A 13,747-nucleotide genomic window follows, 5' to 3' on the forward strand; every position below is an offset into this window, starting at 1 on the left:
CTGGCTGCTTGGGGTAGGCTCGGGGCCTTGCCGAAACAGCCGTTAAGAGCCTGTCCAAAACCTGCTGCGCGTCGGCCAGGCGGCGTTGAAATCACGCTCAGAATGCTCATTTACAGCACGTAAACTCCGCTTCTTCGCATGATTTCGCCTTGCCTGGCTCTAGCTCGCGAGTCTTTGAACAGGCTCTACGATCTTCAGGACGGGGTCGTCTCCTCCGTCGAATCATGGGGCGGTGCATCGGGCATCAGCTCCAGCACGGCGGGGCTGGTGCGCAGCATGGGTACGAAGTGCGCCGCGTCGCCGCTGACCAGGTCGCTGACATGGCGCAGGCGATAGAGGGTGTAGGCCGCCAGCACGCTCAGGGTGGCGGCAAAGTAGAGGGGCAGCGCGCTGGCGCCCAGTCGCTCCATCAACACCCCGGCGAGCAACGGGCCGCACACAGAGCCGATACCATTGACCATCAGCAGGCTGCTGCAGCCGGAGAGAATCTCGTCGCTGTGCAACTGGTCGATCAGCTGCGCCACGGCAATGGGGTAGATGGCAAAGGTCAGGCCACCCCAGACGAACACTGCACCGAGCAGCAGCGGCCCCGCCGGCAACAGACTCATGACCAGGGCCAGAGTGACTGCCAGGGCCACGACCCAGAGCAGCACCTGACGGCGGTCGTGGCGATCCGAGTAGAGCCCGATGGGCCATTGCAACAGGGCGCCGCCAAGAATGGTGGCAGTCATCAGCAGGCCCACGCCTGGGGTGTCGAAGCCGGCGAGGCTGGCGTACACCGGCGCCATGCCCCAGAACGCGCCCAGGGCCAGGCCGGACAGGCCTGCCGCAACCATGGCCAGCGGGGCGATGCGCCACAGTTGGCGCAGGTTGCTCGGGGGTGCTTCCGGCAGGCTCGGCTGCGCCTGGCAGGTCAGGGTGATGGGCATCAGCGCCGCGCTGATCAGGATGGTGGCGAGGGCGAACAGGGTGAAGTGCAGCGGATCGGCCAGGTGCAGCAGCTGCTGGGCCAGGGCCAGGGCGCCGAGGTTGACCGCCATGTAGATGGCAAACACCTGGCCGCGCTGCTCGTTCGGCGCCTGGGCGTTGAGCCAGCTCTCGGTGACCATATACAGAGTGACCAGGGCCAGGCCGTAGAGCACACGCAGGCCCAGCCAGACCCAGGGGTCGATAAGCAGTACATGGAGCAGGGCGGCGATGGCGGCCAGGGCCGCGCAACAGGCGAACGCACGGATATGCCCGATGCGCCGAACCAGCGGAGTCGCCAGCCAGGTGCCGAGAAGAAACCCGACGAAGTACCCGGACATGATCAGGCCGAGCATCGTGGTGGAGTAGCCTTCGGCGACGCCACGCAGGGTCAGGAGGGTATTAAGCAGGCCATTGCCGAGGAGGAGTAAAGCAACCCCACCGAGCAACGAGCTGATAGGGGCAATCAGGGACCACATGGCGAACTACCCTAGGGGACTATCCCCCTGAGTGCAAGCACAAAGGGTGCCACTGCTTAGCTTGGTAACTATATAAGTCTTTGTTTTAAAAAAGATTATTTATAGCGATGAGTGGTCGTTTGATTTTTTCTGGCGCAGCAAGTGCGCACACTGGGGGCGACGGATAAGGCGTATTGCACCGATAGCGCTCGTGACCACGGAGGGGCGCACTGCGTGTAGATAATGCAGGAGCCAGCTTGCTGGCGATGCTGTTGGCTTACCAAGATCGTCGGAGTGCCGAACCACAGCAAGCTGGCTGCTACAAGGTTGCGCTTACGGTTGTCAGCTGCACACCCGGCCAATGGCGCTGGCCAGCTGATCCAGGCGTTCGCCATCCAGGCCGGCCATATTGGCCCGACCGCTGCCGACCATATACACGCTGAACTCATCGCGCAGCATCTGCACCTGGGCCGGGCTTAGGCCGGTGTAGGAGAACATGCCGCGCTGCTGGGCTATATGGGCAAAGCGGTCGCTCAGCCCATAAGGCCGCAGGGCCTCGACCAGGCCGACGCGCAAGCTGGCGACACGTTGGCGCATGGCCTCCAGCTCATCGACCCACAGGGCTTTGAGCTCGCTATCGCCCAGGATGCCGGCCACCACCGCCGCGCCATGGGCCGGTGGGGTGGACCACAGGTTACGTGCAATAAACGCCAGTTGGCTGCGTACATCCTGCAGTTTCTCGGCATGTTCGGCGCAGACGATCAGCGCGCCGGTGCGCTCGCGGTACAGGCCGAAGTTCTTCGAGCAGGAGCTGGTGATCAGCAGTTCCGGTAATTCGGCGGCAAACAGGCGCACGGCAAAGGCGTCCTGCTCCAGGCCATCACCGAAGCCCTGGTAGGCGAAGTCGATCAGCGGCAGCAGTTCGCGGGCCTTGACCACCTCCAACACGCGTTTCCAGTCCCTTGGCGTCAGGTCGAAGCCGGTGGGGTTATGGCAGCAGGCGTGGAGCAGCACCACATCGCCCCGGGGCACGTGGGTGAGGGCGGCGATCATCGCCTCGACATTCAACTGGTTGTTCGCGTCGACGTAGGGGTAATGACCGACCTTGAGGTCGGCGGCGGCGAAGATGCTCTCGTGGATCGGCCAGGTCGGATCGCTTAGCCAGATGCCGCGGCCCGGCAGGCACTGGGCGATAAAGTCCGCACACAGGCGCAGGGCCCCGGTACCGCCCGGGGTCTGGGTGGCGCCGGCGCGTTCGACCAGCAGCGGGCTATCGGCACCCAGTACCAGCTGGCTGAGCAGGCGGCCAAACAGTGGGTCGCCATGGCCGCCGATATAGCTTTTGCTGGTTTCGCTTGCCACCAGGCGCTGTTCGGCCAGCTTTACCGCGCGCGGAATCGGCGTCAGGCCCTGGGCGTCCTTGTATACGCCCACACCCAGGTCCAGCTTGGCCGGGTTGGGGTCCTGCCGATAGGCGTCCATCAGGCCGAGAATCGGGTCGCCAGGCACCCGGTTGATGTGCTGGAAATGGCTCACTTGCGGCCCTCGGCGCTGGCGGCTAGCACATCGGTACGCGCGGCCATGATGAAGTCGTTGCGGTGCAGACCGCGCATTTCATGGCTCCACCAGGTCACGGTGACCTTGCCCCATTCGGTCAGCAGGGCCGGGTGGTGGCCGACTTCCTCGGCGATGGCACCCACCGCGTTGGTAAAGGCCAGGGCATGGCGGAAGTTCCTGAACAGGTAAACCCGCTCCAGCTCCATATGGTCGCCGCGTACCTCGATATTCCAGTCGGGGATTTCACGGATCAGTTCGGCCAGCTCTTCATCGCTGACTTTCGGCGCATCGGCGCGGCAGGCTTCGCATTGGGCTTGGGCAAGGGTGGTCATATCGGGGTTCCTTCAATCTGTGACTATTGATGAGGATGAGATTAGGCCTTTTGTAGGAGCGGGCCATGCCCGCGATCGCGGCCATGGGCCGCTCCTACAAGGGTGGGCATGCGCAGCTTGTCCACCCTACGCGGTCATGCCGCCTTCGGCGGAAACTTTGGCGTATGCAGACCCAGGCGCATGGCCTGGTGTACCAGCGCCATGATGTCCTCATGGGCCAGTTCGAACAGGCGCTTGAGTTCGGGCAGCACGAAGTACAACGGTTGCAGGATGTCGATGCGGTAAGGCGTGCGCATCGCTTCCAGGGGGTCGAAGGCCTGGTGCTCGGGGGCAGCGGACAGGGCGTAGAGGGTTTCCTTCGGCGAGGAGAGGATGCCGCCGCCATAGATGCGCCGCCCGGCCGGGGTATCGACCAGGCCGAACTCGATGGTCAGCCAGTACAGGCGCGCCAGGTACACGCGCTCTTCCTTGGTTGCGGCTAGGCCGAGCTTGCCATAGGTGTGGGTGAATTCGGCGAACCAGGGATTGGTCAGCAGCGGGCAGTGGCCGAAGATCTCGTGGAAGATATCCGGCTCCTGCAGGTAGTCCAGTTCCTCGGGTGTGCGGATAAAGGTCGCGACCGGGAACTGCTTGCTGGCCAGCAGTTCGAAGAAGGTCTGGAAGGGAATCAGCGCCGGCACCCGCGCCACTCGCCAGCCGGTGCTGGTTTCGAGTACCCGGTTGATTTCGCCCAGTTGCGGGATGCGCTCATGGGGTAGCTTGAGCTGCTCGATACCGTCCAGGTATTCCTGGCAGGCGCGCCCCTCCAGCAGCTGCATCTGACGGCTGATCAGGGTGTGCCATACCTGATGCTCGGCTTCCGGGTAATGGATAAAACCGCTGGCATCCGGTTCCCGCGCCACGTACTGGGTGCTCATTCTACAGGCCTCCTGCTGGGGCTTTTGTTGTTGTGTTTGCGTCAGAAATACTCCAGTGCATGGGTTAGTGCAGCTCAGGGCAGGGCCTGAGCTCGGTGGTCAGTGCGGTTATTTCGTAAAGAATTGGTTACGTGCTTGGCGATGTGCCCAAGTATCGTCTTGCTGTCGTGCTGATCTGTCACATATTCTTGACGGAAATTGCGCCGCCTTCGTCGATTCTTGGCGTCGGTTGGCCATCACAAGACAGACAAGAGCCCTGCCATGCGTATCAAAGTCCACTGCCAGAACCGCGTCGGTATCCTGCGCGACATCCTCAACCTGCTGGTCGACTACGGCATCAACGTGGCCCGTGGTGAAGTCGGTGGCGAGCAGGGCAATGCCATCTACCTGCACTGCCCGAATCTGATCAATCTGCAGTTCCAGTCGTTGCGGCCGAAGTTCGAGGCGATTAGCGGGGTGTTCGGCGTCAAGCGTGTCGGATTGATGCCCAGCGAACGGCGCCATCTGGAGCTCAATGCCTTGCTCGGTGCCCTGGATTTTCCGGTGCTGTCCATCGATATGGGCGGCAGCATAGTCGCGGCCAACCGCAGTGCCGCCCAGCTGCTGGGGGTGCGGGTGGATGAGGTGCCGGGTATCGCGCTGTCGCGCTACGCCGAGGATTTCGACTTGCCCGAGTTGGTGCGCGCCAACAAGTCGCGGATCAACGGCCTGCGGGTCAAGGTCAAGGGTGATGTGTTTCTCGCCGATATCGCCCCGCTGCAGACCGAGCATGACGAGAGCGATGCCCTGGCCGGCGCCGTGCTGACCCTGCACCGTGCCGACCGCGTGGGTGAGCGTATCTACCATGTGCGCAAGCAGGAGCTGCGTGGCTTCGACTCGATCTTCCAGAGCTCCAAGGTAATGGCTGCCGTAGTCAGGGAAGCGCGACGTATGGCGCCCCTGGATGCGCCGCTGCTGATCGAGGGCGAAACCGGTACCGGCAAGGAATTGCTGGCCCGCGCCTGCCACTTGGCCAGTCCACGCGGGCAGTCGCCTTTTATGGCGCTCAACTGCGCCGGCCTGCCGGAGTCCATGGCCGAGACCGAGCTGTTCGGCTACGGTCCCGGCGCCTTCGAGGGCGCGCGGCCGGAAGGCAAGCTCGGCCTGCTGGAGCTGACGGCCGGTGGCACGCTGTTTCTCGATGGCGTGGGCGAGATGAGCCCGCGTCTGCAGGCCAAGCTGCTGCGTTTTCTGCAGGACGGCTGCTTTCGCCGGGTTGGCAGCGACGAAGAGGTGTATCTGGACGTGCGGGTGATCTGCGCCACCCAGGTTGACCTGTCCGAGCTGTGTGGTCGCGGCGAGTTCCGTCAGGACCTGTATCACCGCCTCAATGTGCTGAGCCTGCATATCCCACCGCTGCGCGAATGCCTGGATGGGCTTGAACCTTTGGTGGAGCATTTTCTCGACCAGGCCAGCCGGCAGATCGGCTGCCCGCTACCCAGGCTGGCGCCCCAGGTACTGGAACGGCTCAGCCACTACCATTGGCCGGGCAATGTGCGCCAGCTGGAGAACGTGCTGTTCCAGGCGGTGTCACTGTGCGAGGGCGGCATGGTCAAGGCCGAGCATATCCGCCTGCCGGACTACGGCGCGCCGCAACCTCTGGGTGAGTTCTCGGTAGAGGGGAGCCTGGATGAGATCCTTGGCCGTTTCGAAAAAGCCGTGCTGGAGCGCCTGTTCCACGATCACCCGAGCAGCCGCCAGCTGGGCAAGCGCCTGGGGGTGTCGCACACCACTATCGCCAACAAGTTGCGCCAGCATGGGTTGGGGAAGGAATAGGCGCGCTGGCCTGCTAGAGTCATTGCAGCTTTTCGTGTCGCAACAAGGACGATCATGTCGACTCTCAACCGTTCCGAGGCCCAGCAACGGGCCGACGATATAGCTGTATTCAACCGCGAGCTGGCGCGTCTTGAGGCCGAGCAGGTGCTGAGCCTGGGCGATGACCAGCGCGCCAGCCTGCATGCTCATCAGCAGCAACTGCTGGCCAGTTACCGCGCAGCCTTCGATATCGATCACGACAGCCAGGCCCGGCAGCTGTCCCTGGGCATGCGCATCGCCTCCTTTCTCGGCGCCCTGGCCCTGGCGGCCAGCCTGTTCTTTCTCTTCTACCAGTTCTGGGGCCTGTTCGGCGAAGTCAGTCAGGTGGCCATTCTGCTGGCGGCGAGCCTGGGCTCCTGCGTCCTGACCCTGTGGCTGAGCCGGCGCGATGATTCGGGCTATTTCAGCAAGCTGGCGGCGCTCTTGGCGCTGACCTGCTTTGTGCTGAACATCACCATGCTCGGGCAGATCTTCAATATCACCCCCTCCGACAAGGCCCTGCTGCCCTGGGCCGCCTATGCGCTGTTGCTGGCCTATGCCTGCCAGGCCCGGCTGTTGCTGGCCGCGGGCATACTCTGCCTGCTGGCTTTTATCGCTGCGCGGGTGGGCAGTTGGGGTGGCTTGTACTGGCTAAGCTTTGGCGAGCGGCCGGAGAACTTCCTGCCCGCGGCGCTACTGATCTTTGCCGTGCCGCTGCTGATCGAGCAGCGCCGTTATGAAGGCTTTGCCGTGATCTACCGGGTGTTCGGCTTGCTGGCGCTGTTGCTGCCGGTACTGGTGCTGGGGCACTGGGGCGAGGCCAGCTATCTGGACCATGCGCCGGCGCTGATAGAGGGCGGCTATCAGGTGCTCGGCTTTGTGCTGTCTGTCGCGCTGATCTGGCTGGGGGCGCGTCGGGGCTGGGCGGATGTGGTCAATACCGGCTTGGTGTTCTTTGTGGTGTTTCTCTACACCAAACTGTTCGACTGGTGGTGGGAGTTGATGCCCAAGTACCTGTTCTTCCTGCTGCTGGGGCTGGTCGCGGTGTTGGTCCTGCTGGTGCTGCGGCGTCTGCGCAGTCGCCATGGTCTGTTTGCGGGGGTGGGGCAATGAAGGGCGCGCGGGGGTACTTCCTGCTGGTGGGGCTGGGGCTGATCCTGCTGGTCAACGCCATCGTCCTGGCGGGTGTGGCCTGGAATCGTCAGGAGCCGGCGGACAGCCGCCTGCAACTGTCCGAACGAGAGCTGAGTGATGGTTATGGCTATGGGCGCCGGGAGAACAGTGGTATTGGCCTGTCCCTGGATTATCGCTGGCCGAGTGAGGAGGACGATGCGCTTTATTCGGGGGTCAGCCCCGAACAGATGGCGGTATTGGGCTTCTGGCTGCCTGCTGAGCGTGATGAGGTGAGTATTCGTCGCTATCGCCGTCAACAAGAGCGTGACGCCCTGCTGGTGCTGGAACTGGATGGCCCGGCTTATCGGCGTGAAGTGCAGTTGGCCCAGGCCGCCCATGCCGAGGCCCAACGCCTGCAACAACTGGCACCGGATAACCGGGATCTGCAGCGGGCGGCCCGCCAGGCGCAGGAACGCCTGCTGCATGAGCAGCATGCTGCCAGCCGTCTGTTGGTGGTGGATGTGGGGGTGGATTCTGAGGCGCTGCGCGCGCGTTATGCTGATCGCCAGCGTTATGCCATTGTCCGCGCTCATGTCCGGCCGTTCGCCCACCGCCGGGAGCGCTCCGGAGTGGAGCAAGGCGCCAGTCAGTCGCGCTGGCAATGGCAGCTTGGCGGCCACGCCAGCAGCTCGGGCCTGGCGCGCATTCATCTGCCCCAGCGCTTGCACCGGCTATTTGACAGCCTACCCCGCGGTGGGGCCTATGCGCAGCAGGAGGTGGAGCGCCATACCCGGCTGTTTACGGTCGAACTGGTTTTCGGCCGGCGCCTGGAACCCTGGATTGTTGATCTGCAGGCACGCACGCCCTGAGCCTGGCTGAAGGCGTCAGCTCTAACGAGGTGGACTATGCAATGGATAAGGGCAGCTTTGATGTGGCTGTACAGCGGCCTGGTGCTGGCCGCCGGAGGCGATATGCAGGGTAACGAGGCGGATATGCGCTCGCAGCATTATCAACTGCTGCATATTTCTCCGGAAATGCCGCCACCGGGGCGCTGGGATCAGGAACACCAGCGTTTGGTGCTGGATCTGCTGTCCTTCAAGGACCGCCTCGATACCGCCCCCGAGCCGGCCAGACGCTACCTGGCCCGGCTGACCGATAACTTCACCCGTTCGGTGTTGCTGCGCGATGTGCTGGCGCGCGATGACGTGGTCTACTTCAGCGATTACTGGACGCGCAAGGGCAGCGTGCTGAATATCGTCGAGTACCGCAAAACCGGCTCGGCGACGGGGCTGACGCCCTATCTGGGGCCGCTGTCTTCCATCCCCATCGCCAGCTATGGCTTTGCCAAGTATCACTTGCACTACAAGGGCGAGGTGCTGCCGTTCTGGGGCGTGGCACAGAAGGACAAGTGGACCCTGCGCAAGCGCTACTGGGCCCGAGCCCAGGTGTTTATGCCCTTTGGCGAATCGGCTGGGCTGGATGTGGCGATCATCGGCATGGATCTAGGCATCAACTATATGGAGCCGGTAGGCAGCTTTTTACTCTTGCCCCGGGATGAGCTGTGACGGATACCCTGAGCCTGGGTATGGCGCGGGCCTGGCCCTGTTATCTGCTGTGGATTGATGGTGCGGCGGCCGCCACGGCGGCTGTGCTGCTGTTTGGCCTGGGGCCCTGGTTGTCGCACTGGTATGGCTTGCCGGCCGAACTGCTGCAGCTGATCGCGCTTGTCAGCCTGGGCTATGCCGCCTACTCGCTGAACCTGGCGCGCCTGTCCAGGCGTCCTGCCTGGGCCCTGGTGCTGCTGGTGTCGGCTAATGCCCTGTGGGCGCTGCTGTGCCTGCGCTGGGCGCTGCAGTATGGCGCTACCGCGAGCCTGCTGGGCGTGCTGCATCTGCTGGTCGAGGCGCTGTTTGTCGGCACCCTGGCCGCACTGGAGTGGCGCTGGCGGGCGCACTTGCTGGCCGCTTAGGTGTCTGGCTCTCCGCGCCAGGCTTTTACCACCCGTTTACGCATCCCCGGGCGATCCTGCAGCTGCTCGATGGCCTGTTCGGCCAGCCTGATCCAATAATCATCCACATCGGCCTGGCATATCGAGGTGCGGGTAGCCAGCTCGGCCCAGGCCGCCGGTAGATGCTTGCCGGTAAAACCACCGGGCTTGTCACGGGCCAGATAGCGCACCTGGGTGATGCCGGCCAGCAGAATGCGGCCGTAGCACATCAGGCAGGGCTGCAGGCTGACATAGAGGGTGAGGGCGCTGCGATCCTGCGCGGGGTACTCCGCTTCCAGTCGGTCGAGCAGCTGCATCTCGGCATGCCCGGCACTGTTGTAGTGACCCTCGGCAAAGACCTGATTACGGGCGCTGCACAGCAGCTCCTGGGCCTCGTTGACCAGCAGCGCGCCCACGGCGTAGCAGCCCTGTTCCAGGGCCAGCAGGGCCTGTTCGCAGCACAGTCTGGCCCAGGTGTCGGCCGGCTTGTGACTGGGCGGGCCCTGCTGCAGCAGGGCGAGGTGCTGGTGGTTGATGGCGCTTGTCCTGAGTGGGCGAGTGGTATGACAAGTCTAGCCATGCTCGCCGAGCGAGGCGGCGCTGGCCCTACGACCTTGGTGCAATGGCCTGGCAGTGGCCGTCGCGGCAGACTGCAGGCGTTCAAATCCTGCGTGGTTTGGAGGCAAGCGTTTCTACATTCCCTCCCCGGAATGCTTTGGGTGGCGGTCAGATGACCGCCTTTTTTTTGCGCTCAGGTTGCTTGGGTGGGCTTTGGTCAGTACCACCTGGCACTTTCCCAGTGTTGCGCCAGAGGCCATTTTCAGGCTCGTAAACCTGGCAAGACCATGGTCGTAGAGCGGTAAGACCATGGTCGAATGGTTCCGGGGTAGGGGGCGGGCTACAAATGCTTCCATAGAAAAACAACTATCCATCGAGGTGTTTCTGATGAGTGCTGCGTCCCTGTATCCCGTGCGTGCCGAAGTGGCCGCCACCACGCTGACTGACGAGGCCACCTACAAGGCCATGTACCAGCAGTCGGTGATCAATCCGGACGGCTTCTGGCGCGAGCAGGCCAAGCGCCTCGACTGGATCAAGCCCTTTACCAAGGTCAAGCAGACCTCCTTCGACGACCACCATGTGGACATCAAGTGGTTCGCCGACGGCACCCTCAACGTTTCCTACAACTGCCTGGACCGTCACCTGGAAGAGCGCGGTGATCAGGTGGCGATCATCTGGGAAGGCGACGACCCGGCGGAAAGCCGCAATATCACCTACCGCGAGCTGCACGAGCAGGTGTGCAAGTTCGCCAACGCCCTGCGCGGCCAGGACGTGCACCGTGGCGATGTGGTGACCATCTATATGCCGATGATCCCGGAGGCGGTGGTGGCCATGCTGGCGTGCGCCCGTATCGGTGCCATCCATTCGGTGGTATTCGGCGGCTTCTCGCCGGAAGCTCTGGCCGGGCGCATTATCGATTGCCAGTCCAAGGTGGTGATCACCGCCGACGAGGGCGTGCGGGGCGGCAAGCGCACCGCGCTCAAGGCCAACGTCGACGAGGCTCTGACCCACCCGGAAACCGCCAGCGTGCAGAAGATCATCGTGTGCAAGCGCACCGGTGGCGAGATCAAGTGGCACCCCCATCGCGACATCTGGTACGAAGATCTGATGGCGGTGGCTGGCAGCGTCTGCGCGCCGAAGGAAATGGGCGCCGAGGAAGCGCTGTTTATCCTCTATACCTCCGGCTCTACCGGCAAGCCCAAGGGCGTGCAGCACACCACCGGCGGCTACCTGCTCTATGCGGCCCTGACCCATGAGCGGGTGTTCGACTATCGTCCGGGCGACATCTACTGGTGCACCGCCGATGTGGGCTGGGTCACCGGCCACAGCTATATCGTCTACGGCCCGCTGGCCAATGGCGCCACCACCTTGCTGTTCGAGGGCGTGCCGAACTACCCGGATATCACCCGGGTGTCGCAGATCGTCGACAAGCACAAGGTCAATATCCTCTACACCGCCCCAACCGCGATCCGCGCCATGATGGCGCAGGGCGATGCGGCGGTTGCCGGCGCCGATGGCTCCAGCCTGCGCCTGCTCGGCTCGGTGGGTGAACCGATCAACCCGGAAGCCTGGAATTGGTACTACAAGACCGTTGGCCAGGAGCGCTGCCCGATCGTCGATACCTGGTGGCAGACCGAAACCGGCGGCATCCTGATCAGCCCGCTGCCCGGCGCCACCGCGCTCAAGCCGGGTTCGGCGACCCGTCCGTTCTTCGGCGTGCAGCCGGCCCTGGTGGACAACATGGGCAACCTGATCGACGGCGCCGCCGAAGGTAACCTGGTGATCATCGATTCCTGGCCGGGTCAGGCGCGTACCCTCTACGGCGACCACGACCGTTTCGTCGACACCTACTTCAAGACCTTCAAGGGCATGTACTTCACCGGAGACGGCGCCCGTCGCGACGAGGATGGCTACTACTGGATCACCGGCCGGGTGGATGACGTGCTCAACGTCTCCGGGCACCGCATGGGCACCGCCGAGATCGAAAGTGCCATGGTTGCCCATCCGAAAGTCGCCGAGGCTGCCGTGGTCGGCGTGCCTCACGACATCAAGGGCCAGGGCATCTATGTCTATGTCACCCTCAACGGGGGTGAAGAGCCTTCCGAGCAATTGCGCCAGGAGTTGAAGAACTGGGTGCGCAAGGAAATCGGACCGATTGCCTCGCCGGACGTTATTCAGTGGGCCCCGGGCCTGCCGAAGACCCGCTCGGGCAAGATCATGCGCCGCATCCTGCGCAAGATCGCCACCGCCGAATACGATGCACTCGGCGATATCTCCACGCTGGCCGATCCTGGCGTGGTGCAGCACCTGATTGATACCCACCGTGATATGCAGGCGGCCTGACGCTTGAGTTAGTCCGCAGCATGCAACGCCCCGCCCTGGTCACAAGCCGCGGCGGGGCGTTGTGCTTTGAGTTTGGTTGCGATCTGCTGCGCGTCGGCCCTGCTGCGTTAAAAACAGGCTCGGCAAGCCGCTTGCGGCTAACGCGCTTTAGCGCGACCCGGAGGGCGAGTGGAGCGAGTCATGCTCATGTACAAAAGTACACTCCGCTTGATTCGCTACGCTCACCCTACGGGCCAGCCGCTGGCTGTTACTCCGCTGCGCTGCGTGTCTCGCCTGTTTTGACCAGCCGGAGGCTGTTACTACGTAGCGCCTTGCATGGCTCTAGCTCGCGAGATCTTGAGTCGGGGAATCATGCACATCAATAACCTGGGAGGCCGAGGGAAATCGGCTTTTATGGTTGTCACCGGGCGGTAACGTTATGCGCTGTTTTGGGCAGTCCGGGAACGTTTGTGGGTGTTTTAGGTGCGCTCGATGGGGGGCTGGAAAATAAAACAACCCGTGCAGGCCCTGTATTTACTTGGGCTGGCAAAAACTGGCGCATTAATTGCTGAATATATCGGTTAGCTTTCAATTCTGTTCCTGCATATTTGTCGGGAGCTGTCAATATGTCCCTCCTGCCCGTCCTGGGCTTTTGTAATTAGTTGTCGCATTGAGGAAATATCGACTTTCGGCCTGTCGCTAGAATGCCGCTCACTCGCCGTAAGCCGCTTGCCGTCTGCACGCCGCGCAGCTTTGCGACGACTCACTACAATTCAAGCAAGGCTGGATACGCATTCGCACTCGCTGCCAACCGATGCCATTCCCATTTGAAGGAGTCATAAGATGAAGAAGATTGCACTTCTCGGCGCGTTGGCGCTGTCCATGTTGTCGCCACTGGCCATGGCCGAGGATGCCAAGCCTCTGCGCATCGGCATCGAAGCAGCCTACCCACCCTTTGCCTTCAAGACTCCGGAAGGTGCCATCAGCGGCTTTGACTACGACATCGGTGAGGCCCTGTGCGCCGAAATGCAGGTCAAGTGCCAGTGGATCGAGCAGGAATTCGACGGCCTGATCCCGGCTCTCAAGGTGCGCAAGTTCGACGCCGTGCTGTCCTCCATGTCTATCACTGAAGAGCGCCTGAAGTCGGTGGATTTCACCAAGAAGTACTACCACACCCCGGCCAAGCTGGCGATGAAGGAAGGCATGAGCGTCAGCGACCCGCTGGTTGATCTGAAAGGCAAGAAGGTCGGGGTGCAGCGCTCCTCCATCTATGACCGCTACGCCAGCGACGTCTTCGCCCCGGCCGGTATCGAAGTGGTGCGCTACGGCTCGCAGAACGAGATCTTCCTCGACCTGCAGAGCGGTCGTCTGGACGCCACCCTGGCCGACTCGGTGAATATCGACGAGGGCTTCCTCAAGACCGACGCCGGCAAGGGCTTCGCCTTCGCCGGCCCGGACTTCACCGAGGAGAAATACTTCGGTCAGGGTGCCGGTATCGCCGTGCGCAAGGGTGACAAGGAACTGGCTGACAAGATCAGCGCTGCCATCGCCGCCATTCGCGCCAACGGCAAGTACGAAGAAGTGCAGGCCAAGTACTTCGACTTCAACGTCTACGGCGACTGATCCGGCTTTCCCAGTCGCGTTCACTGAAGGTGTACAGGTCGGCGGCCTGCCGAGCTGTACACCTGTGTGACCACCCGCTCT

General features: G+C 62.9%; 12 protein-coding genes. 7 read left to right on the forward strand and 5 right to left on the reverse strand.

Features of this window, described 5'->3' with window-relative positions; all coding sequences use genetic code 11:
• Positions 1 to 194: 194 nt before the first annotated feature.
• From GJV18_RS09545 to phhA, 4 genes are all read right to left on the reverse strand, one after another.
• Positions 195 to 1,445 carry an MFS transporter gene (locus tag GJV18_RS09545; RefSeq protein ID WP_160344802.1) on the reverse strand — a complete coding sequence of 417 codons (1,251 nt, stop codon included), beginning with the start codon at positions 1,443 to 1,445 and terminating at the stop codon, positions 195 to 197.
• Between the two features lie 321 nt (positions 1,446 to 1,766).
• Entirely contained in the window at positions 1,767 to 2,960 is a 1,194-nt protein-coding gene (locus tag GJV18_RS09550; RefSeq protein ID WP_160344804.1) for an amino acid aminotransferase, read from the reverse strand.
• Positions 2,957 to 3,313: a 4a-hydroxytetrahydrobiopterin dehydratase gene (locus GJV18_RS09555; RefSeq protein ID WP_160344806.1), complete on the reverse strand. Its 357-nt coding sequence runs from the start codon at positions 3,311 to 3,313 to the stop codon at positions 2,957 to 2,959. The genes GJV18_RS09550 and GJV18_RS09555 overlap by 4 nt, the downstream gene beginning before the upstream one ends.
• Positions 3,314 to 3,447: 134 nt before the next feature.
• Complete coding sequence (gene phhA, locus GJV18_RS09560) at positions 3,448 to 4,230, reverse strand: phenylalanine 4-monooxygenase (protein WP_160344808.1); 783 nt, start codon at positions 4,228 to 4,230, stop codon at positions 3,448 to 3,450.
• A gap of 261 nt (positions 4,231 to 4,491) precedes the next feature.
• Between phhA and GJV18_RS09565 the strand changes: the two genes are divergently transcribed.
• The 5 genes from GJV18_RS09565 to GJV18_RS09585 are packed head-to-tail and all read left to right on the forward strand — an operon-like array spanning position 4,492 to position 9,145.
• On the forward strand, positions 4,492 to 6,045 hold the full coding sequence (locus GJV18_RS09565; protein WP_160344810.1) for a sigma-54-dependent transcriptional regulator: 1,554 nt from the start codon (positions 4,492 to 4,494) through the stop codon (positions 6,043 to 6,045).
• 54 nt (positions 6,046 to 6,099) lie between these two features.
• A complete protein-coding gene (locus GJV18_RS09570; protein WP_160344812.1) occupies positions 6,100 to 7,176 on the forward strand; it encodes a DUF2157 domain-containing protein in 1,077 nt (358 codons plus the stop codon).
• Positions 7,173 to 8,045, forward strand: a complete 873-nt coding sequence (locus GJV18_RS09575; RefSeq protein ID WP_160344815.1) for a DUF4824 family protein — start codon at positions 7,173 to 7,175, stop codon at positions 8,043 to 8,045. The genes GJV18_RS09570 and GJV18_RS09575 overlap by 4 nt, the downstream gene beginning before the upstream one ends.
• A 60-nt stretch (positions 8,046 to 8,105) precedes the next feature.
• Positions 8,106 to 8,741 (forward strand): hypothetical protein, encoded by a 636-nt coding sequence (locus GJV18_RS09580; protein ID WP_160344817.1) that lies wholly within the window; start codon positions 8,106 to 8,108, stop codon positions 8,739 to 8,741.
• Positions 8,738 to 9,145 carry a hypothetical protein gene (locus GJV18_RS09585; RefSeq protein WP_160344819.1) on the forward strand — a complete coding sequence of 136 codons (408 nt, stop codon included), beginning with the start codon at positions 8,738 to 8,740 and terminating at the stop codon, positions 9,143 to 9,145. Before GJV18_RS09580 ends, GJV18_RS09585 begins: the two co-directional genes overlap by 4 nt.
• On the opposite strand, the gene GJV18_RS09590 is transcribed toward GJV18_RS09585, so the two are convergent.
• Complete coding sequence (locus GJV18_RS09590) at positions 9,142 to 9,699, reverse strand: nucleoside deaminase (protein WP_160346066.1); 558 nt, start codon at positions 9,697 to 9,699, stop codon at positions 9,142 to 9,144. The two genes, GJV18_RS09585 and GJV18_RS09590, sit on opposite strands and share 4 nt — an antisense overlap.
• Before the next feature lie 409 nt (positions 9,700 to 10,108).
• Here GJV18_RS09590 and acs point away from each other — a divergent pair, with 409 nt between their 5' ends.
• Both acs and GJV18_RS09600 read left to right on the forward strand, forming a co-directional pair.
• Positions 10,109 to 12,064: an acetate--CoA ligase gene (acs, locus tag GJV18_RS09595; protein ID WP_160344821.1), complete on the forward strand. Its 1,956-nt coding sequence runs from the start codon at positions 10,109 to 10,111 to the stop codon at positions 12,062 to 12,064.
• 822 nt (positions 12,065 to 12,886) lie between these two features.
• Complete coding sequence (locus tag GJV18_RS09600) at positions 12,887 to 13,666, forward strand: ABC transporter substrate-binding protein (RefSeq protein ID WP_160344823.1); 780 nt, start codon at positions 12,887 to 12,889, stop codon at positions 13,664 to 13,666.
• The last annotated feature ends 81 nt before the right edge of the window (positions 13,667 to 13,747 follow it).

Source organism: Pseudomonas xionganensis, assembly GCF_009763245.1.
Lineage (GTDB): Bacteria > Pseudomonadota > Gammaproteobacteria > Pseudomonadales > Pseudomonadaceae > Aquipseudomonas > Aquipseudomonas xionganensis.